The organism is Endozoicomonas sp. PH6C, from assembly GCF_059322965.1.
On record NZ_CP185342.1, the window covers coordinates 3,623,999 to 3,650,704 of the forward strand.

The 26,706-nt window shown below is 47.3% G+C and carries 14 protein-coding genes; 12 read left to right on the forward strand and 2 right to left on the reverse strand.

Going from position 1 to position 26,706, the window contains the following annotated elements:
* Window positions 1-24: 24 nt before the first annotated feature.
* Window positions 25-6,423 carry a polysaccharide lyase domain-containing protein gene (locus ACOMG9_RS13795; protein WP_448217278.1) on the reverse strand — a complete coding sequence of 2,133 codons (6,399 nt, stop codon included), beginning with the start codon at window positions 6,421-6,423 and terminating at the stop codon, window positions 25-27.
* Between the two features lie 720 nt (window positions 6,424-7,143).
* Between ACOMG9_RS13795 and ACOMG9_RS13800 the strand changes: the two genes are divergently transcribed.
* The 8 genes from ACOMG9_RS13800 (at window position 7,144) to ACOMG9_RS13835 (ending at window position 20,846) form a co-directional block, all read left to right on the forward strand.
* Window positions 7,144-8,748, forward strand: coding sequence for a hypothetical protein (locus tag ACOMG9_RS13800; RefSeq protein WP_448217279.1), 1,605 nt, complete (start codon window positions 7,144-7,146; stop codon window positions 8,746-8,748).
* 144 nt (window positions 8,749-8,892) lie between these two features.
* The gene (locus ACOMG9_RS13805) at window positions 8,893-10,668 is read left to right on the forward strand and encodes a hypothetical protein (protein ID WP_448217280.1); all 1,776 of its coding nucleotides are present in this window, start codon (window positions 8,893-8,895) and stop codon (window positions 10,666-10,668) included.
* A gap of 121 nt (window positions 10,669-10,789) precedes the next feature.
* Complete coding sequence (locus ACOMG9_RS13810) at window positions 10,790-12,403, forward strand: hypothetical protein (protein WP_494528965.1); 1,614 nt, start codon at window positions 10,790-10,792, stop codon at window positions 12,401-12,403.
* 220 nt (window positions 12,404-12,623) lie between these two features.
* Window positions 12,624-14,174, forward strand: a complete 1,551-nt coding sequence (locus tag ACOMG9_RS13815) for a hypothetical protein (protein ID WP_448217282.1) — start codon at window positions 12,624-12,626, stop codon at window positions 14,172-14,174.
* A 228-nt stretch (window positions 14,175-14,402) separates the two neighbouring features.
* Entirely contained in the window at window positions 14,403-15,899 is a 1,497-nt protein-coding gene (locus tag ACOMG9_RS13820; protein ID WP_448217283.1) for a hypothetical protein, read from the forward strand.
* Between the two features lie 93 nt (window positions 15,900-15,992).
* Window positions 15,993-18,002, forward strand: a complete 2,010-nt coding sequence (locus ACOMG9_RS13825; protein ID WP_494528966.1) for a hypothetical protein — start codon at window positions 15,993-15,995, stop codon at window positions 18,000-18,002.
* An 88-nt stretch (window positions 18,003-18,090) separates the two neighbouring features.
* Window positions 18,091-19,641 (forward strand): hypothetical protein, encoded by a 1,551-nt coding sequence (locus ACOMG9_RS13830; RefSeq protein ID WP_448217285.1) that lies wholly within the window; start codon window positions 18,091-18,093, stop codon window positions 19,639-19,641.
* Between the two features lie 221 nt (window positions 19,642-19,862).
* Complete coding sequence (locus ACOMG9_RS13835; RefSeq protein ID WP_494528967.1) at window positions 19,863-20,846, forward strand: transposase; 984 nt, start codon at window positions 19,863-19,865, stop codon at window positions 20,844-20,846.
* A gap of 407 nt (window positions 20,847-21,253) precedes the next feature.
* Here the strand turns inward: ACOMG9_RS13835 and ACOMG9_RS13840 are convergent, their stop codons facing one another.
* Window positions 21,254-22,912, reverse strand: coding sequence for a hypothetical protein (locus ACOMG9_RS13840; RefSeq protein WP_494528968.1), 1,659 nt, complete (start codon window positions 22,910-22,912; stop codon window positions 21,254-21,256).
* A 269-nt stretch (window positions 22,913-23,181) separates the two neighbouring features.
* On the opposite strand from ACOMG9_RS13840, the gene ACOMG9_RS13845 reads away from it, so the two are divergent.
* The 4 genes from ACOMG9_RS13845 to ACOMG9_RS13860 all read left to right on the forward strand — a co-directional run bounded on the left by ACOMG9_RS13845 (window position 23,182) and on the right by ACOMG9_RS13860 (window position 26,678).
* Complete coding sequence (locus tag ACOMG9_RS13845; protein WP_494528969.1) at window positions 23,182-24,396, forward strand: hypothetical protein; 1,215 nt, start codon at window positions 23,182-23,184, stop codon at window positions 24,394-24,396.
* 418 nt (window positions 24,397-24,814) lie between these two features.
* Entirely contained in the window at window positions 24,815-25,243 is a 429-nt protein-coding gene (locus tag ACOMG9_RS13850; RefSeq protein ID WP_494528970.1) for a hypothetical protein, read from the forward strand.
* Between the two features lie 5 nt (window positions 25,244-25,248).
* Complete coding sequence (locus ACOMG9_RS13855; protein ID WP_494528971.1) at window positions 25,249-26,526, forward strand: hypothetical protein; 1,278 nt, start codon at window positions 25,249-25,251, stop codon at window positions 26,524-26,526.
* A gap of 26 nt (window positions 26,527-26,552) precedes the next feature.
* Window positions 26,553-26,678 (forward strand): hypothetical protein, encoded by a 126-nt coding sequence (locus ACOMG9_RS13860; protein ID WP_494528972.1) that lies wholly within the window; start codon window positions 26,553-26,555, stop codon window positions 26,676-26,678.
* Window positions 26,679-26,706: the final 28 nt, after the last annotated feature.

Consider the following 26,706-nt stretch of genomic DNA (forward strand, 5'->3'; position numbering starts at 1 on the left):
CTTTTAAAACCCTCTCAAACAAACTTACAGCTCACGTTCCATTATCGGATTTTCAATCAAAGGGAATTGATCACCTTCGCTTTCGCCCAAATTCATTTCAGGATCTTTCGTCAAACCTGTTTTCATTTCTACGCCCGCAGATGGCGAATAAATGACTTCATCATCATCCTCACTTAAACCGCGCCATTTGCGTTGGTTACACCATGCAAGCACTTTTGCAGTGGCAGCCAGTGCAAGGGTTTTGGGTAAGATAAAGAACGACCAGGCTCTCCCATGTCCAGGCAGATTGGTAAGACCATAGAGACCACACCCGCCGTATACAGCAGCTGCACCGACAGCGAACCCTATGCCGACCCATTGGCCCGTGCTCAGACCATTGTGTGAAGGTGTCGGAGACCCTCTCAAGGCCTGAATATTGGGCAAAGCGCTACAGTTACCCTCTGCAAACTCAAGAATATCAGAAGGTATTTCATCGAGGTTAACGGAGAAGCAACGGTTACTGTACACCTGAACCAGGCCATTAATTCTGGCAGGCTCTTTAGCCAGTCTGCCAACCGTGACATCAATGGTTTTCTTCTCGTCAATAGCTGAACCCATGGCAATGTTGTCAGCGATATAAGCATAGATATCGTCCCTGTTATTATTTGGCAGTACAACACTGATGTTCACCGAAACAGACTCGGTCTCCTGAACATTCTTACGAACTTTCAGGATTCTGTAGTGACGGACGTCAATAGCAGCCGGTGCAGACTCGCCAGAATTTGAGTCTGTAAAGCGGTTACCGGAAATATCCATCTTCTGGACTTCTTCCAGGCAATTTTTACAATCGGCATAAATGGCGGCTTTTGTCAGACCTCCGGAAAAAAACGTACTGCCAGTAATTATCACATCACCTGATGAGTCCCGTACCTCAATATAGTGGGAAGGCGCTTTTTCGTTTTCCCTGATGGCGTTATATTGAAACTCATCACCGCTCATGACGAGTTTTCCACGATAGTGGACGGCCTTGATTGCCGTGCTGATGGGGTTGCTCCGGATACTGTCTGAAGCGGAAATATCCCAGGTTATGCCTTTGCTGAAGAAACCCAAACCCGTACTGGCATAATCGAGCAGAACCAGCGATTCTGCCTCGGCAGGATAATCAACGGCTTGCTTAATAACCGTATTGCCAATACCGACCAGTGCCACAGGCCGAACCACACGAAGCTGCTCGTACAGTTCATAGCTGCCTGCCTGAAGTAAAATAACCTTGCCAGACTCCGACGTCATGTCTACTTCGTGAAGCAGTTCCCAAGTATTTTGTACAATCACCACTTCAGAAAACGTAGTCCTTATATTCATTTCCTCAAGCTCGTTCAGAAGTTGCTGGCAGAGCTGAGCTTTGTCTGAATCGGTTAGCTGATCACATGGGCTGCTGAGTGGTGGTAGAGATGAAGGTGTCGAGCCTGATGTGACGGATGATACGACAGTGGTCTGAATCCGGGTCGGCACGATAGACGATGGCGCTGAACGGATCTTTCCGCCCGGACTTGGCTCTGAAGTTCCGTAGCCGTTCATTGCAACGGTCGCTGCTGGCAAAGAGGGCGTTACAGTGGATTTGGAGCGCGCCAACCTTGCAGTAGCTTCCTCCAGACCGGGGGTGTAGCGATAATTCTTCTCGTCAAAATCCAGAAGTTCCGGTGGTTTATAGTAGTCGTTTCCGGTTACTTCTACGTAACCCGATAAGTTGAGCTTTTCATAAGGTGATTTCTTGTGGACTTGTAGCTGAATGATTCTTTCTTGTTGCGATGCGTCTATATGCGCTCTGTTGTTTTTTATGGTAGCGCTTTCAATGCTCTGGTTGTTTTTAAATCCAACTTTTATCGCACCCGCAGCACTGCTGTCTTTTTGTATGTTGTTGTGAATTTTCAGCTGTTGGTAATTAGCAAGAACAATAGCATCTGGCCTGTCGCTATGAAATGGATCGTCACTTCTGAACTCATTGGCGTCGACCTCGATAGCCGCCCGGGAGTTTGGGCTGGCAGTGGATTCAATCACATTAGACTCCACTGCCTCTGTATCAAATATATTATGACCAACGTAGTACGCATAACCCTTATTATCGTTCAGCACTACAGAGTGCAAGGGCCAGGATATGGAGTGTTTCCGGTCACTGAAGCGATTCTGGTAAATCCGTATATCACCGTTGTAACCTTTTGCGGAGATGAGGGATTGAAATTTAAAAAAGTACCGGCCTTCAGGCATACTGGTCTTCCACTCCAGGTTCCAACTGTAAAAGCCGGTATCCAGAGGATCAGAGACAGCCTTAAGGTAAAGCAGTGAACGATCGGGACCTTCGCTGCCACTGAAGTCGCGTGCCGCTGTGATAACAGGCAATCGGCCGTCTTCACTTTTTAAGGCGACCATGGCAACCCGGTGGTTGGCACTCAGAGCTTTTGATAGTTCATAGGTATCCGGCTCCAATAGAATAATTCTACCGCTAACAGGTCTGCCATCATCACCGGTCGTTTTATTGATGGCATCGATCAATTCCGGAGTAGTGCTAACCACAATGGCGTGAGAAAAGGCAGGCTTATTGGCAGTCGTCCCCGAGGCCAGTTCGTCTTGCAGAAATGCCTTACAAATTTCAAATGCGGTTGGATGATCCCGGATATCGTTGCAGGGTTCCGTTTTTGCAGGCAGCGGGCGAACAGAGGCGGTGGCAGCTATCAGTGAACCGGTTGGCGTAATGGCATCAGGAGACACACTGACTGATGAGGCCGCTTTTACCGTCGATGACGCTGAAATTGTCTGTGAAGGCGCAATAACCTGTTTACCCGGGATGTAATCAATAAAACTCGGGGCAAGTCCGGATTCATCAAAGGTGTAATAATCATTTCCTAAAACATGAAGTTTTCCGGTAACCCTCAGATAATGATCGGCAAAGTGGGAAGACTGGAAGATAATTTTGCGCTGAAGCTCAGGAGCATCTTTATGAGCAATGTTATTCAACACGTAGCCATGCAAGCGTTTAACGTCGTAATGATCTCTTAAAAGAATGCTACCTGTTGCATCTTTGTTTTTCTGCTGGTTACCAGCGATCCGGAAGCGCATATAACCTAAAACGCACATCGATTTCGGCGGTTCTTTTCTATAGCTCTTTAGGAATTTCAAGGCGTCTGGGGATGGGGAGGTTTCGATGTAGAAATGGTTATTACTAACGTCAAGCGGAGGTTCTGCAGCCTGACAGACTTTACTTTGACAATTGGCGATAATAGTACACTCGGTTAAATAAGCGGTATCAAACCTGTTGTCTTCTATAAACGTACCACCAATAGCATCCACTAACTCGATATAAGAGTTGATATAACTCAATCTTGCTTCCGAGAATTTGTTTTCATAAATTCGGATATCCCCTTGATAGGAATTACTGTAGATAGCTCGTTTTTTTATTAACCCATAAAAAAATGAGTATATTGGAGTGCTAGAGATGTCCCAGTGAATATGGTGACTGAAAAAGCCGGTTTCAGCTACCTCTGGATCCTGGCGAAGATAAGCCAACAAACGGTATCCCCAGTCCTTAGTGGTTTTGATAGTAGGATATTCACCGTCTTTAAGGACTCCAACCAGAGCCACCTTGCGCGTAATATCCAAGTACTTGGTGAGTGGATAGGTACCGCTTTTTAATACAACCAGTCTGCTGGCATCGGGATTGCCTTCCGGGAACTTGCCGGTAACGGCTTCATCCAGTTCCCTGGCATTACTGACGACAACCGCCAGAGAAAAAGAGTGACCACCCGATGCTTTGTTATTGTTAAGAAAGGCTTTGCAGGCGTCAATTTCACTGGCCGTGACCTCTGCAGTTGATTGCATGCGATCACAGATTGCCACAGAAGAACCTGTTGGAGTAACGGAATAGCTTGGCGACATTGCCCGGGTCGGTAAGGGTGTTGTGCTATTGGTAATATCCCGATGTGCTGGAGCAGACATTCCCGGGGCGGATGTCCGGACGACCTGCGAAGGCGACACCACGGGTTGAGTAGTGGATGATGCCCTGGCAGTCGTAGCTTCGACGGTCAATCCAGCCATCAGTTTGTCCGGGTCAAAGAGTGTATAACCGCTGTTTTGCGTCACAATCAGCGATCCGGTGACACGTGGGAGCCCTTCAAGCATGTAGGACTCGATTCTTATCATCCGCTGATTTCCCGGAGCACTTGTGCTCACGGTATTGTTGCGGATTACACCATTGACACCACTGGTATTATCTTTCAGAAAAACACTGATTTTGGCGGCAGCTTTGCTGTTTTCCTGTCGATTGTTTTCAATCTGGAATCGTTTGTAGCCCTTAAGTTCAATGCCGTGAGCAACTGAATAGGTCGTTGAAGCCTGATCACTGATAAAACGGTTTGAGACAATTTCCATTTTTGTACCGAGTTCAGAACAATCGGCACATTGGGCAGCAACCGCACAAAATTTAAGACGGGTGGTATCAAATGTATTATGCCCTATGTAAGCATCGTCGTTAAAATTATTCAGCATCAGGAAGTGGCGAATGTTGTTAGCGTCCAAATGATGCATAAAGTAGTTATCAAAAATCCTGATCTTGCCCGAATAAGACACCCCGCTGATTGTGCTGTCTTCAGAAACCACTTCATGTATATGATAAATATCATCAATATCATCAATGCCGGTATCCCACTTGATATGAGCACTGTAAAAACCGGAGGATGGTTGTGAAGAACTGCTCCTCAAATCAACCAGCGATGACCTTTCACGGGACGTCAGGAGGATCTCGTTACTGGCTTTTATCTTGGGAAAAGAGTCACCGGATTTCTCACCAACCAAAGCCACTTTATGATTGGTGATTAATTGTCTGGGTAGCAGGTAGGTTCCTGCACGTAAGACAATAATGCTGCCTGTGAATCCGCTATCGTCAGGGTAATATCGCTCAACGGCGTTAAGCAGCTCCTCTGCGTTGCTTACCACGAAGGCGTGAGAGAAGTTTTTATCGCCGCCTGTTGCCAGCGAGTGACTGAGAAAGTCGTTACAGATCTTGAAGGCAGCAGCATCCCGACTCAAGTTGCCGCAGATTGGTAATGGAGAACCTCCGGCAGGAATCTTTTTTCCTCGCGTGAAGGCAATATAGGCGCCCTCTTCATCCTCGCGCTTAACGTCGAAATAGTCATTGTCAGAAATGGCCAGAAGACCCGTAACTTTGGAATTCTCCTCGCTTGTTTTTTTTGCTACTTGTAAATTGATTAAGCGATTGGACTCATCTGCGGCAGGATCAGCAATATTGTCTTTAATAGAGCCTTGCACCCCGGGCTGGTTAAGTAACTCAACCAATATGGATGCGTTAGCCCGACGGCTCAGAGAAATATTATTTTTGATCGTGAATTTTTTGTGATGAGCAAGATGAAAGGCATTCTTACTGACGGTGTTCGCACCATTTTCGCTCATTAATACATTGTTGGTAATAATGATTTCATTCTGGTCTCTACCGGAGGCACTTGCCTCTGAGAATACCGCTGAAAGTCTGATGTTACTGGTATTGAACTGGTTACTGTCGATCACTATTTTTTTGGCTGTATCACGCCTGTTCTCCAGATAAACAAGCTCACTGCCATGAAAGTTATTGTTCTTTTGTGTAAAAATGTTGTCATAAAGCCTGATTTCCCCCGGATAATTCTCCCCGAAAATGGTGCTGTATTTGTTAGCATCGCCGTAATTCGAAATCACGTTGGTTTCCCAGTTTATAAATGCGCTGTAAAAGCCAGCTGAAGCCCCCTCTTTTGGCTGCTGCAAATAAACCAGACCGGTTGGATTACTCCCCGCCAAATCAACATTTGCAGTGATCTTTACTCGGGTCCCGGCCGATTTAATACCCACCAAAGCCATTCTCTGAGCGGGCTTCAATGCTTTGGTAAGCTTATAAGTTCCGGGAGCCAGAACAATAATAGTGCCTCCGGGCCTGGCGCTTTCGACCGCACTGACAAGTTCACTGGCATTAGTGACAACCCGTGCCGTTTCAAAGGATTCCGTCTCTCCGGCCGCTGTTTCATTGTTGAAAAACCTGTTGCAAGTCTCCAGGGCTAACTGATTACGGAATAAATCATCACAGGGATTGCTTCTGCTGAATACCGTTGTCGGGGCTATTGTAGTAGCTATTGTTGTGGCTATTGTCGTAGCCGTAGCTGAAGTTCTGTTTGGTGACAGGCCAGTCGGAGTGTCTTTTGGAGGAGCAGTCGTGTCTGTCAGAGTGTCTGGTGGGGGAGCAGTCGTATCAGTCGGGGTGTCTGGTGGGGGCGTAGTCGTGTCTGGGGCACTGCCGCCACCGACACTATAAGCGGAAAGAGACAGAGTGCAGAATGCCAGAAAAAAAACCGATAAAAAACATCGTATTTTATACGACGGATAACAAACAGTTGCACATGAACTTTTCATAATAATTAGTAAGCCATATCTATAAAAATTAATAAAAAATCAAACGCATCTTCAATGACAGAATGTTTGAGTAATTAGTCGTGTAACTTCAGTTATAAAAACTGATAGTTAATAAGTTAGGAAAAATATTTCCAACAATTAAAATAGTTTGAAATAGATGTGGGATTTTTTACATTGAACGGCTTTAGGGAAAGATGAATTCGTAGATTTTCATGCACCAAAGCCACAATAACCGACAAGACTTTCAAACTCCAAAGTAGAGGTTGATTTGTCAGCTAATGAAACGCACCAAAAATGGGCTGGAGCCCCATTTTAAGAACGACATTTGTCTTATTATATCTGGCTATTGACATAGATCTTTTTTCACAAATTGCCCAGATGGACAATGGATAAGGCCAAAGCACAGGCTTTGGTGTTCGAACCTGTAATACCAATCGAACTTTCTAACTCCCTATTGCGCTGAAGATTTGAGCCTTAATCCTGCGTTGCCGATCGTCGCCATAGCTAAGGCTATGACTCCTCACGCCGCCTTGTCTTAAGGCTCAAATCTCCATGCTCATTGCGGGAGTTAGAAAATACGATTGGTATAAGAAATACAGAACAGATGTGCCGGTCGGTGGCTGGAGTGGCTGGAAAACCGCACCGTTTTCTTAACCTCGATCAATGGCTAACCATACATGTAGCGTCTAGGCTTCGGTAAATTTCTCAGGAGTTCAGAGCATGATGAAGCTACAGCAATATCTGGCACGTTTAATTGTGCCTGTATTACTGTTTCAGGCCCTGAATACCCAGGCTCAAACAAGATTACAATCTTCAACAGCAACCCCTTCTGCCATAAATAAGACGACACCCTGCGACGATCTTCTGAAGCCGACGAATCTTGCACTGCAGACGAAAGGAGTACAAAAACGACTGAACCAGCACAGGAAACTTGTTAAGGGACAGCAGTGCGTTATTCTCAGTGCCAACTCCTTAAAAGATTTAAGTGAGTTAATAGAGCAGTTTCCCGAGAACACCGTCATATTGTTCTCATCCAATACTGACCCTATCGTGACACCCTCGCCAACAGCTACCTCTTTGACGGGCAAAACGCCGGTTGTGTACTTTGCTGACCATGAAATACGTTTAAAGAATGGTCAGGACATTATTGGCGCGGCTGATGACGACTTTGAGATCGTCATCAGGGATCGGCCAGTATTTGAAGGCAAATATCTGCTCAGGTTTGGATCTGCCAACTTTCAGCCCGCCCATACAGACGACAGCAACATAAAACACATTACTTTTCGGCCCACCCGAAAAAAAAAGCGCGACTCCATTAAATCCATTATTTACGCAGAGTGTTATAACCGAAAACTGATTGTAGAAAAAAATGTATTTTATCCCCCTATCCTGGCCGAAATTATTGATGTAAATGATTTACATAAGCCTCCTTTCCGGGCCGCTGTTATTATTGCTTGCGAAAAACATCTGGATGCATCTGTCAAATGGCTCCAGGGCCCAGAGTTGCAGTTTGCAGATAACAGGATCATCGGTGAAAAGTTCGACTCGATTAGCGACAAACTTTTTCCCTATGTTATTCCCGACCAAGGCCTGTTTATTAATCTTACTGGCATCGTGAATCAGCAGGACAAGATAGCTGTTTCCGGGAATATATTCGAAGGTTACATTGCAGAAGCGGCTGAGTTCACGCTTGGACCCGGGACCCGCATGGAGGTCTTCAATAACACTATCAGCATTTCCAATGAGGGCGACACAGAGCACAACTCTGTTCGCAAAGGAGGGTTCGTTCTCGCGGGGCCTGCAGATAACACGGAAATCCCCCCTGTTTTTTTACTGGCTGACAATCAGATCAGGGTAACACGGACAGCTATCATCGTAAGGGGGCAGCTCGGCCTGATAATGGCTTGTAATCACCTGCAGGCAGTTAATCCATGGTGGCAACCCCAAAAACAATTCAGCCTGAAAGCACTGCCATTGCCCTCGGGAAGAGAACCAGAATGGTGCAATGACATAGTGAGTTCAACGACTGTCAGGCCCACTGCTTCAGGTTCAGCCCATGACAGGTCAACATCCATTCCACCTGCAATAAGCAGCCGGTTTGCCAATACCTGGACTGCCATCAACGGTTCCTTCTTCACTGCCTGTAAGGGTCTGGTCAACTTCGAAGGTCGATTTTTGTTTGCTACAGAAGTCTGCCAGCCTGTCATTTCCCATTCTGCTCCCGATACCAGCACGACAGCAGTCCCTTCCTCATCAACAATTACAGCTACAGTGGCAACCCCTCTTGGCATCATGACCACTCTGGCCATATTGCTGAATCTATAACCAGAGCCCATTGATCCCTGCAGGCATTCCGGGAACCTGAGAACGATTAAAAGGAAGTCCTGTATATTTTGTTAACACCTGATAATGGCCAACTATTAATGGAGCGTCTAGGCTTCCTATCTAGGTTCGCCAGGAGCCCGGAACATGATCAAGCAGCAATATTATCTGGCCCGATTGATCGCGCCTTTATTCCTTTTGCAAGCGCTGATTCTTCAGGCCCAGATGCCGACAGTCTCTTCTTCTACAGCAAGCACTCCGAAACCATCGTGCAATTCCATGGGACAGACGAAAGTTGAACAACGGCTAAAGCAATACAGCGAGCTTGATAAAAAGTGCAAGGTTCTCTATGCCGACCCTTCAAAGGATTTAGGTGAGTTGGTAAAACAGACTTCAAAGGACACCGTTATCTTCCTCTCCTCCAAAACTGCACCCGGCGCAACGCTTTCTCCAGCTACCCCCGCATCCAGTATTGCACCCAGCGCAACGCTTTCTCCCGCTACCCAGGCAGCTAAAACCCCGGTTGAGTATTTTGTTGACAGTGAAATAGTTTTGAAAGACGGTCAGTCCATTATTGGAGCAGCTGATGACGGCTTTGAGATTGTCATCAGGGATCGGTCAACTTTCAATCACAAACACTTACTTACAGTCGGAGACCCTGAAAGCTTCAAACCTCTCGAAACCAAAGACAGCTATATAAGACACCTTACTTTCTGGCCATCGCTGAATAATCCACGCCTTCCCATTGACTCTATTATTTCTGCAGAGTGCTTCAACCGGAAGCTGATCATAGAAGATAACGTATTCCGCACTCCTGCAAAGGCCGCCTTCAAGCTTGAGTGCAAAGAATTTTCCGACGCCCCTGACCCAACCCACCCCCCTGGCCCACACCTGAAGTTCGCTAAAAACAGAATCTATGGAGGAAAATACACTTCGGTTACGGACAGAATTTATTCCCATGTTATTCAGGAACAAGGAATATTTATTAATCTTCCTTCTGTCGTGAACCAGTCAGGTCGGCTATCGGTTATTGGAAACACATTTGAGGACGATATTGCAGAAGCGGCTGAGTTCAGACTTGCTCCCGGATCTAAAATCAATGTCTTCAATAACATTATCAATATATCCAATGTTGGCCCCATAACTCGCAGCACCACTCAAAAAGGAGGTTTCGTTCTGGTTGGGCCAACACATGACCTTGCAAAGCTGCCTGTTTTTTTCCTGGCTGGCAATCAAATCAAGGTAACACGAACCGCTATAACCGTCAGGGGACAGCTTGGACTGACTCTGGTTTGTAACCACCTGCAGGCCGTCAACCCATGGCGGCAACCCTTAAAACAATTCAGCATTAAAGCAATGCCAGCACCTTTGGGACAAGTGTCAGGAGTGTGCAGTAGCCTTGTGGGTCCAACTTCTGTCATGCCAATATCTGGTACAAATTCAACCTTTGTTATGTCAACGCCCACTCCAGATTCAACGGCTGTCATGTCAACATCCGGTCCGGACTCAATCGCTGTTATGTCGGCTTCCAGTCCGAATGCAACCCTTGCCATGTCAACTCCCATTCCAGATTCAAACGCTGTCATGTCAACTCCCACTCCAAATTCAACCCTTGTCATGTCAACTCCCGCTGTAAATTCAACGGTTGCCATACCAACGCCCACTACACATGGAAGCATCCGGTTTGCAAATATCTGGACTCCCATAAACGATTCCTCGTCCACTCCCTGTACCGGTCTGGTTAACTTCGAGGGTCAGTTCTTTTTTCGTAAAGAAATCTGCCAACTATTCACTCTGGCTTCTGCTTCTGTAGCCAATACAACGTCCGGTTCCCTATTGGTCCCAACTACGGCAGCGGGAACAACCGCAGAGATTACTGGTTTGGGTGTTTTGGCTACGTTGGCCATATGGTTGAATCTGTAACCTGAGCGAATTCTTTCGAGGCGATCATTCCCCACAAAGCGTCTGTTACAAAACCTTGGTTCCTGTGCTTTCAGGCCTTGTGGGTTCAATGACCCACAGATATCCCTAAAGAGCCCGGAACATGACCAAGCTGCCAAATTATCTGAACAGATTGTTTGCGCCTTTATTGCTTTTGCAAGCTCTGGTTCTTCAGGCCCATGTGCCGACAGTCTCTTCTTATATATCATGCCTTCAGATATCACCTTGCAACACTCTCATGGGACAGACGTCAGGGGTTGAGCAACGCCTGAAGCAATACAGAGAACTTGTTAATGGAAAACAGTGCGTTGTTCTCAGTGTCGACCCATCAGAGGATTTAGGCAGGTTGGTAAAAAAGATCCCGGAGAACACCGTTATCTTGCTCTCCTCCGCCACTGCACCTGGCGCGACACCTTCTCCGTCCCCTTTCCCCGAGACAAATAAAATCCCGGCTGTGTACTTTGTTGACACTGAAATAGTTTTGAAAAACGGTCAGGACATTATTGGAGCGGCTGATGACGGTTTTGAGATTGTCATCAGGGATCGGTCATATTTTGAATACAAACAACACATACTCAGAGTTGGATACCCTGAAAGCTTCAAAACTGAAGAAACGAAAGACAGCCATATAAGACACCTTGCTTTCTCGCCATGGCAGAAAAGTTTTCACCATCCCATTGAATCCATTGTTTTTGCAGAGTGCTTCAACCGGAAGCTGATCGTAAAAGATAACCTATTCATAAGTCCTGCAAGGGCCGCCTTCACTCTTGATTGCAAAAAATCCTCCGATGCCTCTGACTCAACCCGGAACCCGAGCCCAAACTTGCTGTTCGCTAATAACAAAATCTCTGGAGGAAAATACAGCTGGATTGCTGATTATACTTCTTACTATGTTACTCAGGAACAAGGGATATTTATTAATCTTCCTTCTGTTATTAACCAGTCAGATCGACTATCGGTTATTGGCAACACATTTGAGTACTACATTGCACAAGCGGCTGAGTTCAGACTTGCACCCGGATCTAAAATCAATGTCTTCAATAACATTGTCAATATATTCAATGCTGGCCTCACAATTCGAAGCTCTGCTCGCAAAGGAGGTTTCATTCTGGTTGGGCCTGCACATAGCCCTTCAAAACTGCCTGTTTTTTTCCTGGCAGGCAATCAAATCAAGGTAACACAGACCGCTATAAACGTCAGGGGACACATTGGACTGACTCTGGCTTGTAACCACCTGCAGGCCTTCAATCCATGGTGGCAACCCTTAAAACAATCCAGCATCAGAGCAATGTCGGCACCTTTGGAAAAAGTGTCAGGAGTGTGCGGCAGCCTTGTGGGCCCAACGGCTGTCATGTCAACTCCCACTCCAAATTCAACCGTTGCCATGTCAACTCCCGCTGTAAATTCAACGGTTGCCATACCAACTCCCACTACACATGGAAGCATCCGGTTTGCAAATACCTGGGCTCCCATAAACAATTCCTCGTCCACTGCCTGTGACGGTCTGGTTAACTCCAAGAGTCAGTTCTTTTTTTACTTAGAAACCTGCCAACCATTCACTCTGCGTTATGCTTCTGCTTCTGCTTCTGCTTCTTCTGTCTCTGTTGCTGATACAACATCCAGTTCCCTTCTGGCCCCAACTAAAGCAGCGGGAACAACCGCAAAGATTACTGGTTTGGGTGTTTTGGCTAGTCTGGCCATATGGTTGAATCTGTAACCTCAGTTAATTCATCCTTTTGACACCATCATTCCCCGCAAAACAGCATTGCAGAACCCTGGCTCCCATGCTTTCAGGCCCTGTGAGCCGCAACCTGGGAACCGATACGTTCTTGCCAATTTTTTCATGATCGAATTACATGAGATCGAATAATATTAATGGATAGTTATAAATGCAGAGTCTAGGCTTCCTCATTTTAGGATTTCCGGAAGTTTTTAAAGTGATTCATAATTTAACCCGATTAATCGCGCCTGTGTTTCTTATAAAGGCTCTGAGTCTCCATGCCCAAACGACAACTCAATCGACTATACCCGAACCCCCTTCTCCTTCAACACCCCCTCCGACGATGTCCTGCGAGGCTATTTCGGGGCAGACGTCAGGGGTTCAGAGTCGCCTTATCGAGCATAAAAGCCTCGTTCGCGGTCGGCAGTGCGCTGTTCTCAGTGCCGATCCGACAGTGGATGCAGATCAGCTGATCAATCAAATTCCTGAAAACACCGTGATACTGCTCTCCTCCGATACTGCCACCGCAGTGAAGACGCCTTCTCCATCAGGTTACCCTGTCTCGGGCAAAGCCCCGGTTGTGTATTTTATTGGCGGTGAAATACGTCTAAAAAACGGTCAAGACATTCTCGGGGCAGCTGATGATGGCCATGAAATCGTCATCAGGGATCGGCCGGGATCTGTAGATAAACATTTCATTAAGGTCGGAACCACTGACAACTTCCAGTTTGACGAAACCAAAGACAGCCATATCAGACACCTCACCTTCCAGCCCACTCGGGAGAATGGCTCCCCATCAATTGACACCATTGTTTTTGCAGAGTGCTATAACCGGAAACTCATTTTAAAAGAAAACGTATTTCACCTTCCTCTCCAGGCTTCACTTGTCCTTGATTGTAAAGAATCTCTGGATGCATCAGACAATGTCAACCGCCAGGGGCCGGGCCTGCTGTTCGCCGAAAACACACTCAAAGGTACAAGCTTCAAAAAGCTCACCAAAACGCTTGTTCCCGAAATAGGCCTGTCTATTAATCTGCCTGCCATCAGAAATCAGCAAGAGGCATTAACTGTTACCGGAAACAAAATTGAGGGCAAAATGGCAGAGGCAGGTGCCTTTAAACCTGGCTCAGGAAGCGCTATAAATATCTTCAAAAACACGGTTGATATTACCAATTACGGCAGCATTGGTCGCCCCGCTTTCCGCAAAGGGGGTTTTGCTCTTTTAGGTCATACTGATACCAGTGCAAAAACGCCTCTCTTTAATGTGATTGGCAATAAAATCCAGGTGACAGCAACCGCTATAACTATCAGGGGACTGATTGAACTGTCTATGTCTTGCAACCACCTGCAAGCCTTCAATGCATGGTGGCAAATCCAGCCGCAATACAAGTTCAAGGCGTCCCCTGCAACATTTGGTGATATTGGAAGACAGTGTGAAAACGTGGTGAGTTTAAACAATGTTATGCCAACTCCACATGAAAACATCGAGCCTGCAAATACCTGGACGGGCACACCTTATTCCTCTGATACGGCTTGCTCCGGTTTGGAAAACTATGTAGGCCAGCTCTTCTTTGACACAGAAAACTGCCAGTCCTTCACGCCATCCTTTGTTTCCAGTACCCGCAAAACTGCCAGCTCCACTAAAACTGGCAGTAGCACTACAACTGAAAGTATCTGCATGATCTGCAGTAGATTACCAGAGCATACCTTGCAATTTTTTAGTGTGTGTTTTCTCCTGACCCTCATGGCTCTGATCTTCGCTAATTAATCTGAGCTGACTCACCCTTCCGGTTCAGGCAGGCTTTTAGAAAACTCTGGTTCCCTTTCAGGCTCTGTGGGATCCGGAGTTGGAAACAACAGGCTATCTCAAGTTATTGAGACCGGTTTTCGGATAAGCAGAGCATGGAAACAAGTTGTACTTTCTCAACACAGACCAATGGATAACTACAAATACAGCGTCTAGGCTTTTTAACGACCCTCCCGAGGAACCCTGAAAATGATTAAGTTGCAGCGTTTTACAGCTCAGTTAATCGTTACTGCATTTCTGATACAAGCCCTGAGCCTGTTCGCCCAGACAACTCAGCCTGCAACCACAACATCCTTCTTGCCATCAACACGGTGTGACACTCTTACAGGACAAACGACGGGGGTTCAGCAACGGCTAAGCCAGTATAATGACCTTGTTCGTGGACGACAGTGCATTGTCCTCAGTGCCGATCCGATAGAAGATACCGCAGGGCTGATTAATCGAGCTCCTGAAAACAGCGTGATACTGCTCTCCTCCAACATTATCCATGGAGTGACGCCTACTCCCTCCATGACCCCTTCGACAAGTAAAAAACCGGTTAACTACTTCATTGACAGTCCAATACTTATAAAAAGTGGAAAGGATATTATAGGGGCTGCTGATGACGGTTTTGAAATCGTTATTTCGCCTTGGCCAAGTTTCCGACAAAATTATATGCTCAAGATGGGTTCCTATGATGATTTTCAGTTTGGAGAAACAAGAGACAGTCATATAAGGCACATCACGTTCCAACCCATTCTACCTGACAACAGCTCACCCATTCACACGATTATCTTCGCTCAGTGCTCTAACCGCAGATTGTTTCTGGACAACAACGTATTTTATCTCCCAAACTGGATCGGGGTCAGACTTGAGTGCACAGAACCTCTCGATGCAGCTGCCAATCATTTGCATCCGGGCCCTGGTCTGCAGTTCGTCAATAACACATTACTGGCCGACTCAATCAACGCTCACGGTCACATGCGTATCCCTCTGCATGCGTTAAAAATCTATCTTCGTGGCATCGAGAACCAGTCCGGGAGGGTCAGTGTTATTGAGAACACTTCCCGGGGAAAGATGGGCAGCATGGGTCGCTTTGGTCTTGGACCCGGAAGCAGTATGGATATCTTCAGAAATATTATCGATATTGACAACTCAGGCTTGACACATAGAGAAATGAATTTAGGAGGAAAAATACGAAAAGGTGGTTTCATTCTTATCGGTCATAGTGAACGCGCTTCAGAACCGCCTCTCTATAATCTGGCAGGCAACCAGATTTATGTAACAGACACCGCTATAAGTGTCGAGGCAAAACTTGAACTGGCCCTGGCTTGTAACCGCCTGCGGGCCTATAAACCCTGGCAACAAGACAAACAACAACACCCCGTCGAAGCTGCTGATCCGTTACCACTGGCAGGTGAGTGCGAAAGTTCGGTGAATTCAACCGTTGCCATGGCAACGACCCGGCCGCCCAGACTCTGTCAGATTGTCAATACCTGGACTGCCATCAATAATTCCACAGCTACTGCCTTGAGTGGACTGTCCTACGTCGATGGTCAGTTCAACTTTGACCCGCTAGTCTGCCCGGCAATCAATTCGACCTCTGCTCCTGTCACCACTCCATCTACCCTTTCATCAGAGGGCACAAACCTCGCAGCAACGGCTTTAAGCGTCGTGACCTCTTTATTCCTTTTGTTAAAAAACTAATCTGAAGTCATGTCTCCGGCAAAGAGACTGATGGCTAATTGTAAATGCAGAGTCTAGGCTTCCTATCTAGATTTATCGGTAGTAGTCCTTAATATGAACAAGTCACAGTATTATTTAGCCCGTTTAATCGTTCCTGTATTCCTTTTACAGGCTCTGAATCCGGAAGCTCAAGCGACTCAGCCGCCACTTCCAACAGACTGCGCCTCTCTTTCAGGACAACCGACGGGGGTTGATCAATGGCTTAAATACAATAGTGAACATGTTCGTGGACGAAAGTGTGTTGTTCTCACTTCAGACCCAACGGTGGATACCGCTCAGCTGATCAATCAAATTCCTGAAAATACTGTCATACTGCTCTCGTCCCGTACGACGATTCAACCCGTTATCCCCCCAACAGGTAATACCCTGATTATCTACCTTATTGATAGTGAAATCGTTTTGAAGGACGGTCAGGACATTATTGGGGCAGCTGATAAAGGTTTTGAAATAGTCATTATTCCTAAGCAAAGTTATAAAAAGCAATTTATGGTCAAGGTTGGAACCCGTGACAACTTCCAGTTTGAAAAAACAGGAAGCAGTCATATAAGGCACGTTACTTTCACGCCAAAAGGCGACGGGTACCGCAGCCAAGTATACGCAATTGTTAAAGCAGAGTGCTATAATCGAAATCTGATTATAGAAAACAACCACTTTTCTCTTCCTTATTGGACGGCAGTTGACCTTGATTGCAAAGAACCTCTGGATGCATCCGCCAATGTTGATCAGCCGGGTCCGGGCCTCCGGTTTGCGAATAATACGATCATCGGTAGTGGTATCAGAACGCGGTTCGGCCTCTTTTTTGCCGAGGAAGGGATACACATTAACCTTCCAGCCATCCAGAACCAGTCAAAGAGACTCGCGGTTATTGGGAACAGATTCCTGGGCAGAATGGCTGAAGCCGGTGAATTTGTTCTTGGACCCGGTGCCCGTTTAGATGTCTTCAGAAACAGGGTCCACATTTCCAATATCGGTATCACACTCCGCAGCGCCCGTCGACAACGACAATCATTGCTGGGAGGCTTTGCTCTCATAGGTCACAAAGACAGCGACTCAGGGCCTGCTCGCTTTAATCTGGCGGGCAATAAGATTAAGACAACAGCCGCCGCCATAACCGTCAGAGGCCCCCTTGAACTGGCCCTGGCTTGCAATCACCTGCGGGCAATCAGTCCCTGGTTACAACTTCAACCAGAATTCAGCCTGAAATCTGCTAATCCATTGCCACTGGGAAAAGAGTGCCCAAGTGTGATGAGTTCATCCATTGCCATGCTCACTCCTGACCCAACCGTTTCCAGACAGGCTCCAGTATCAACCGTTGACATGTCAACGCCAAACTCAACGTCTGTCATGCCAGGTCTGGAATCAACCGTTGGCGTGTCAACGCTAAACTCAACCTCTGTCGTGCCGGGTCTGGGATCAACCGTTGGCATGTCAACTCCAGACTCAACCTCTGTCATGCCAAGTCTGGAATCAACCGTTGGCGTGTCAACTCCAGACTCAACCTCTGTCATGCCAAGTCCGGGATCAACCGTTGGCGTGTCAACGCTAAACTCAACCTCTATCATGCCAAGTCCGGGATCAACCGTTGGCATGTCAACTCCAAACTCAACCTCTGTCATGCCAAATCCGGGATCAACCGTTGGCATGTCAACTCCAAACTCAACCTCTGTCATGTCAGGTCTGGAATCAACCATTGGCACGCCGACACCAAACTCAACCTTTGACTGGCCAACTCCATACTCAACCGTTGTCATGCCAACACACAAATCCTATACAATCAACCAGATCAGGAACACCTGGACCGCCATCCATGATTCCACCGCCAACGCCTGCAGCGGATTGTTCAACTTCGAAGGTCAGTTCTTCTTTAACAGAGAAGACTGCCTGACAGTTGCCATGACCCACGCTTTTTTTATTACCGATACGATATCCATTAACAGCAGGACTCATGATACCGTCAAGACTATCATTACCTCTATGGTCCCCACTTCGTCAGCGGGCACAAATCTGTTGACTACTTCTGGCCTGGGAATCATAACCACTCTGGCCGTATTGCTATCTCCTTGACCTGAGCTTATTCATCCCTACGCAAGCGTGGCAACCGGTTTTGATTAATAGATGGGTAAAATCGCAGCGTTCAGGAGTATGACCCAGCATGATCAAACTGCAACATTATCTGGTCTGGTTGATTACTCCTTTGTTTCTGTTACAGGCTCTGAACCAGGAGGTTCCGGGCGCTCATCGAAATAATAAACTTGAACCGACCGAGTGCGATTCTGTTACATTGCCACTGCTGAAGCATACGACGGGGGTTAAGCAACGGGTGGCCCAATACGGCAACCTGATTCGCGGACGACATTGCACGATTCTCAGCGCTAACCCTGCAGAAGATTTAAGTGAGTTGATAAAACAGCTTCCGGATGACAGAGTTATACTGCTTTCCTCACACACGTTTTCGCCAACCACTGCCTCTGTGCCAACCACTCCCTCTGTGACGGGTAAAACCCGGATTCACTATTATATTAGGAATGAAATAGTTTTGAAGAACGGTCAGTTCATTCTTGGGGCTGCTGATGACGGTTTTGAAATCGTTATTTCGCTTTGGGAACGTTTTCGAGATAAAAATATGGTCAGGGTTGGAACCACTGACAACTTCCATTTTGGCAGAACTCATGAAAATCGTCTGAGTCATCTTACCTTCCTTCCGACCGGGCCTCTGGACCAGCACCCCGTTCACACCATTCTTTTCGCAGAGTGCTATAACCGGAAACTGATCATAGAAGACAATGTATTTCATCTTCCTAACTGGTCTGCGGTTGACCTTGATTGCAGAAAAAGTCTGGATGCGTCTGTCAATGTCTCGCATCAGGGCCCTGGCTTGCTGTTCACCAAGAACAAAGTTATCGGTAAGATCATCAGCACAATAGACCACAGAATCACCATTCCCAGGGAAGGGATATTTATTAATCTCCCTTTCATCAAGAATCAGTCAAAGAATCAGTCAAAGAGAGTCGCGCTTATCGGGAACACCATTCGGGGCGTAATAGCAGATGCAGGTCAGTTTGAACTCGGACCCGGAACCAGTATGGATGTCTTCAGAAACACGGTCAACATTACCAATGCTGGCCCCACTGTTCGCGACACCACTGGCCTTCGAATAACACAAAGGAGTGGTTTCGTTCTCAAAGGTCATTCAGAAAGTGATGCAGAACGTCCACTCTATAATTTGGCAGGCAACCAGATCCAGGTAACAGGAATAGCTCTGGCCGTCAGTCCACCCCTTGAACTGGCCCTGGCTTGTAACCACCTGCAGGGATCCAGCCCGTGGCGACAACTTTACAAAGAATTCACCCTGAAAGCCGCTGTTCCATTTCCACTTGGAAGTAAGTGCAAAAACTTCGTGAGTTCAACCTTAGTTGTGCCAACACCCACTAACGGTTCCTATACAATCAGCCAGATCGAGAATAGCTGGACAGCCATCAGTGACTGCAGGATCAAGGCCCTGAGTGGACTGACCAACTTTGAAGGACAGTTCTTCTTTGGCCGGGAAGACTGCCTGAAAACGACTACACTATCTCCAGGCAACAGCAGCAGGCCTGCCGCTGACATAGACCCCGATTCATCAACAGCTACAACCTCAGTAACAACGGGTTTGGGTGTCATAACCACTCTCATAACCACTCTGACACTATTGTTGAATCTGTAACCCGAGAGAATCCGTCCCTTCGGTTTAAAAGCCAGAGGCATGAATTCACTTACTCTGGCTCACTTGCTTTCAGGCTCGGCAGGTCCCATCAGGAGCACAGACTGACGGCAAGTTTAAACGCAGCGCCCGAATACTTAAAAAGACACCCATAAATTTGCTTTACCATCCACCTGGTCTACTTTTTCACCCATCACTGATTTTTTACCCAGACAGGTGAGTTCATGGCCCAAGCTCGCAATACTCTGATTGACCCCGGCTCAACGCCTTATTACCACTGCATGGCAAGATGTGTTCGTCAGGCTTACCTCTGTGGAGAGAACCACCTGACTGGCAAGAATTACGAGCATCGCCGCCAATGGGTGGTGGATAAACTTCAGGAACTGGTTTCAGTCTTTGCTATCGAAGTTTGCGCTTACGCTGTCATGTCGAATCATTATCATGTGGTTTTGCACATCAATCAGTCATCTGCCAGAGGCTGGTCACGGAATGAAGTGCTTCACCGTTGGACGACCTTGTTTACAGGCCCACTTCTGGTGCAAAGGCATCTGGCCGCTGACAAACTGGGCAGCGCTGAATTGGCCCGTATTGATGAATATGCTGAGGAATACCGGCGTCGTTTAACGGATATCAGCTGGTTTATGCGCTGCCTGAATGAACATCTTGCTCGTGAGGCTAATAAAGAAGACCAGTGTAAAGGACGCTTCTGGGAAGGACGCTTTAAAAGCCAGGCATTGCTGGACGAAGCAGCGTTACTGACCTGCATGACCTACGTTGACTTGAATCCGATTCGGGCTGGAAAGGCAGAAACACCCGAAGAGTCGGACTACACGTCGATTCAGGAACGGGTGGAGCAGGTTACACATTCTGAGACTAAAAAACAGCCGCTGACCCTGAAACCTTTCTGTTTGCAGGGACAGGAAACGGACGTTGCCCTTCCCTACCTTCTTCACGACTATCTGGAACTGGTTGACTGGAGCGGTCGCATTGTCAGAACAGATAAGAAAGGTTCCATCCCGTCGTGCCCCCCTCCGATTCTTCAAAGGTTGGAAATTGATCCGGATGAGTGGCTGAAAACCATGCAATGGAATAATCGTTTTTATCGGGCAGTTGGCCGTCTGAAGGCGATGAAGGCTTATGCACTTGAAGCCGGACAGAAGTGGCTTCGAGGTTTAAACGCCTGCAGTCGTTTGTACCTGACAGGTTAGCGTAGAAGTCAGTTAAGACGTCAAAGACCCTCTCTTTATCTCTCTTCGACTTATGTCGGAATGAATTTGCATTGTCTGAATTATGGCTTGAACAGCCTCTGTTCGTTGGGTGGCGCTGTGTGGTTCGGTGATACGCGACTTGAAGATAGATTTTTCTGATCCTTTTTGGGAGTACAGTTTTTGAATGTCTTATTTTTTCCCCCTGAAGAGACATTTTTTATGGGTGTCTTTTTTTCCTGTACATGAGCGGCTCAGGAGTCATGGCTAATACCCTGAGTAGCAGCACTAAAGAGAGTATTGACAGAAAGATCCATCTATTTTCTTGCAACGCCTTAACCGTATTAATGGATAACTATAAACAAAGCGTCTAGGCTTCCTATCGACTTTCCAAGGAGTCCTGAAAATGATTAAGTTGCGGCACTATTCGTCCCTTTCCATCGCACCTGTATTTCTTTTACTGCCTCTGAACCTTCAGGCTCAGAACACGACTCAACATACAGCCGCAGTTCAATCGACAGCTGGAGTTCAATCGACAGCTGGAGTTCAATCGACAGCCACAGTTCAATCGTCAGCCGCAGTTGAACCGACAACCGCAGTTCAATCGTCAGCCGCAGTTGAACCGACAACCGCAGTTCAATCGTCAGCCGCAGTTGAACCGACAACCGCAGTTCTATCGTCAGCCGCAGTTGAACCGACAACCGCAGTTCAATCGTCAGCCGCAGTTGAACCGACAACCGCAGTTCAATCGTCAGCCGCAGTTCAATCGTCAGCCGCAGTTGAACCGACAACCGCAGTTCAATCGTCAGCCGCAGTTGAACCGACAACCGCAGTTCAATCGTCAGCCGCAGTTGAACCGACAGCCGCAGTTCAATCGTCAGCCGCAGTTGAACCGACAACCGCAGTTCAATCGTCAGCCGCAGTTGAACCGACAACCGCAGTTCAATCGTCAGCCGCAGTTGAACCGACAACCGCAGTTCAATCGTCAGCCGCAGTTGAACCGACAACCGCAGTTCAATCGTCAGCCGCAGTTGAACCGACAACCGCAGTTCAATCGTCAGCCGCAGTTGAACCGACAACCGCAGTTCTATCGTCAGCCGCAGTTGAACCGACAACCGCAGTTCAATCGTCAGCCGCAGTTGAACCGACAACCGCAGTTCAATCGTCAGCCGCAGTTGAACCGACAACCGCAGTTCAATCGTCAGCCGCAGTTGAACCGACAACCGCAGTTCAATCGTCAGCCGCAGTTGAACCGACAACCGCAGTTCAATCGTCAGCCGCAGTTGAACCGACAACCGCAGTTCAATCGTCAGCCGCAGTTGAACCGACAACCGCAGTTCAATCGTCAGCCGCAGTTGAACCGACAACCGCAGTTCTATCGTCAGCCGCAGTTGAACCGACAACCGCAGTTCAATCGTCAGCCGCAGTTGAACCGACAACCGCAGTTCAATCGTCAGCCGCAGTTGAACCGACAACCGCAGTTCAATCGTCAGCCGCAGTTGAACCGACAACCACAGTTCAATCGTCAGCCGCAGTTGAACCGACAACCGCAGTTCAATCGTCAGCCGCAGTTGAACCGACAACCGCAGTTCAATCGTCAGCCGCAGTTGAACCGACAACCGCAGTTCAATCGTCAGCCACAGTTCAATCGTCAGCCGCAGTTGAACCGACAACCGCAGTTCAATCGTCAGCCGCAGTTGAACCGACAACCGCAGTTCAATCGTCAGCCGCAGTTGAACCGACAACCGCAGTTCAATCGTCAGCCGCAGTTGAACCGACAACCGCAGTTCAATCGTCAGCCGCAGTTGAACCGACAACCGCAGTTCAATCGTCAGCCGCAGTTGAACCGACAACCGCAGTTCAATCGTCAGCCGCAGTTGAACCGACAACCGCAGTTCAATCGTCAGCCGCAGTTGAACCGACAACCGCAGTTCAATCGTCAGCCGCAGTTGAACCGACAACCACAGTTCAATCGTCAGCCGCAGTTGAACCGACAACCGCAGTTCAATCGTCAGCCGCAGTTGAACCGACAACCGCAGTTCAATCGTCAGCCGCAGTTGAACCGACAACCGCAGTTCAATCGTCAGCCGCAGTTGAACAAACAGCCGCAGTGCAACCGACAGCTGGAGTTCAACCGTCCGCCGCTGTTCAATCGACAGTTACAGCTCAATCGTCAACTGCAGCTCCTACTACTGCAACTCCCCATCCAACGGAATTATGCAGCTCTCTCAGAGGTCAAACGACGGGGGTTCAACAACGGCTTATCGAGGACAGTGATCTTGTTAGCGGTCGACAGTGCGTTGTTCTCAGTGCCGACCCTGCAGATGACTTAAGTGAGTTGATAAAACAGATTCCTGATAACACCGTTATCTTGCTTTCCTCCGAAACAACTTCTCCAACCGTTGCCCCCGTGACAGGTAAGCTCACTGTTGAATATCTTATCGCCAATACAATAGTTTTGAAGAGCGGTCAGGACCTCATCGGGGCTGCTGATGACGGTTATGAAATTGTTATCAAGCTCCATGATAACTTTAAAAATAGATACATGATCGGGGTTGGCGTTGACTACGATGACAAATTCAATTTTGAAGAAACAGCAGACAATCATATAAAACATATTACTTTCCGGCCAACCGGAGTTAATCCAGATACTCAAACTGACGCTATTGTCCAAACAAACTGCTATTCTGGGACATTATCTATAGAGAACAACGTTTTTTATCTCCCTGTCCAGGCCGCAGTTAACATTGTTTGCTCTGCGAATCTGGATGCATCCACCAGTGATTTGCACACGGTTCCGGGCTTACGTTTCGCTAATAACAAGGTCATTGGTCAAACCATCCACACAACAAAACTCAGTATGATTCCCGAGAAAGCATTATTCATTAATCTTCGCAACATCAATAACCTGTCAAACAAACTCGAAATAATTGGTAACACATTCCGGGGCAAAATCTCGGAATTAGCTCAGATTGCAATTGGGTCCGGAAGCAATATTAATATCTTCAGAAACACTGTTGTTATTGACAATAAAGGCAAGACACCTAGCGAAATTCGTACAAGAATTAAAAGAGGGTTCGCTTTAGTGGGTCTTTCCTCGTCTGACTATGGAAAAGCTCCTCTCATTAATCTGGCTGGTAACAATATCAACGTCACAACGACAGCTTTAACTATCTATGAGAAGCTTGATCTGGCACTGGCCTGTAACCACTTTCGGGGAATGACTTTGTGGAAAGTAGACGACGAAGGTTTCTCCCTGAAAGCCGTTGATCCATTGCCACTGGCAGATGAGTGCCCAGGGTCTGTGAGTTCAACCGTCGGCGTGGCAACGACCAGTGCGCCGACACTTTGCCAGATTGTGAATAGCTGGACTCCTGTCAATGATTCCAAAGCCACTGCTTTGACTGGACTGACCAACGTCGAGGTTCAGTTCTACTTTGACTCAGCTGTCTGCATGACAGAGCCTCAATCCTTTGCTTCATCAGCGGGTACAACTCCAGTGACCAATGCTTTAGGGGTCATAGCTTCTCTGGCCATAGTGTTGAATCTATAGCCTGAGCTGATTCCTCGGTTAAAAGAGCATGCCCGCACCCTGTATATGAAAGGCTCAGGAATCAAGGCTAATACCCTGATTAGCAACACTAAAGAGAGGATTGACAAAAAGATCCATCTATTTTCTTGCAACACCATCATCACATTAATGGATAAGTATAAACACAGCGTCTAGTCTTCCTAACGACTTTTCCAAGGAGTCCTGAAAATGATTAAGTTGCGGCACCATTCGGCCCTGTTCATCGCTCCTGTATTTCTGTTACTGCCCCTGAACCTTCAGGCTCAAAACACGACTCAACCTACAACCGCAGTTCATCCAACAACCACAGCTCAACCGACAGCAGCACTTCAACCGACAGCCGCAGCTGAATCAACAACCTCAGTTCATCCAACAACCACAGTTCAATTGACAACGGCAGTTGAACCGACAGCCTCAGTTCAAACGACAGCCGCAGTTCAACCGTTCGCCGCAGTTCAATCGACAGCCGCAGTTCAATCGTCAGCCGCAGTTCAATCGACAGCTGCAGTTCAATCGTCAGCCGCAGTTCAATCGACAGCTGGAGTTCAATCGTCAGCCGCAGTTCAATCGTCAGCCGCAGTTCAATCGTCAGCCGCAGTTCAATCGACAGCTACAGCTCAATCGTCAACTGCAGCTCCTACGACTGCAGCTCCTACGACTGCAGCTCCTACGACTGCAGCTCCTACTACTGCAACTCCCCCTCCAAGGGAATTATGTAGCTCTCTCAGAGGTCAAACGACTGGGGTTGAACGACGACTTCAGCAATACAGTGGTCTTGTTAGCGGACGACAGTGCGTTGTTCTCAGTGCCGACCCTGCAGATGATTTAAGTGAGTTGATAAAACAGATTCCTGATAACACCATTATCTTGCTTTCCTCCAATACAACTTCTCCAACCGTTGCCCCCGTAACAGGTAAGCCCACTGTTGATTATCTTATTGCCAGTCCAATAACTTTGAAAAACGGTCAGGACATCATCGGGGCTGCTGATGACGGTTTTGAAATTGTTATCAAGCTTCATCCAGGTTTTGCAGACAGAAACATGATCGAGGTTGGAGTTGAATACAATGGCGGATTCAATTTTAGCGAAACAATAGACAATCATATAAAACACATAACTTTCCGGCCAACTGGAACTGATCCCGATAATCCAATTTACACTATTTTTTACACAAACTGTTATAACAGGACACTGGCTATAGAAAACAACGTTTTATATCTCCCTACCTGGGCTGCAGTTGAAGTGAGTTGCAGTTTAGCTCTGGATGCATCCGCCAATAATTTGCACACGGGCCCGGGCCTACGCTTCGCCAACAACAAGGTCATAGCTGAAACCATCCGCACATCACAACACAGCATGATTCCTGAGGAGGCGATAATTATTGCTCTTGCCAACATCACTAACCAATCAAACAAGCTCGAAATAATTGAAAACACATTTCGGGGCAAAATCTCAGAATTGGCTGAGATTACAATTGGGTCCGGTAGCAGTATTGATATTTTTAGAAACACGGCTTCCATTTACATTGACAATAAAGACATAACACGAAGCGAAATTAGAACAGGAAGAGTGCTCCGACGAGGGGGATTGGCTTTAAGGGGACTTTCATCTACTGTGAGAAAAGCTCCTCGCTATAATCTGGCCGGTAATTATATCCGGGTCACAACGCAAGCTTTAACCATCATTAATCAGATTGAACTGGCCCTGGCCTGTAACCGCTTTCTGGGAATGATTCTGTGGAAACAATACAGCGATTATTTTTCACTGATAGCAGTTAACCCCATACGGCTGGGAACTGAGTGCCAAACATCCGTGAGTTCAACCGCCGGCATAGCGACGACCAGAAGACCGACAGTCGACCAGATCGTGAATACCTGGACTCCCATCAATTATTCCAGAGCTTCTGTTCTATCCGGGCTGAAAAATATCCAGGGTCAGCTCTACTTTGACAATGCAGCAAACTGCCCGACACTTGCTACCCCTGCTGTTATTGACACCACATCAGCGGGTTTAGACGACTCTGATGTTGTGACCACTTCAACTGCAGGTTTAACCGCCGCGACGACTGCTTTGGGTGTTATAACCACTCTGGCTGTATTGTTGAATCTATAGCCAGGTGCAACCAGGCGCTGATATAAATGTACCCAGCGTTTATTCTGATTGCTGTGCTTTCAGGTGCTGTGGGTGGTCCCGGCCCGGGAATCCGTACATCATCTCAGGAGATAGACATTCCCGTCGAGGGCAAAACGAGTGATATGAAATAGCTCTGGAGTCAGGGCTGGCTGTCCGGGC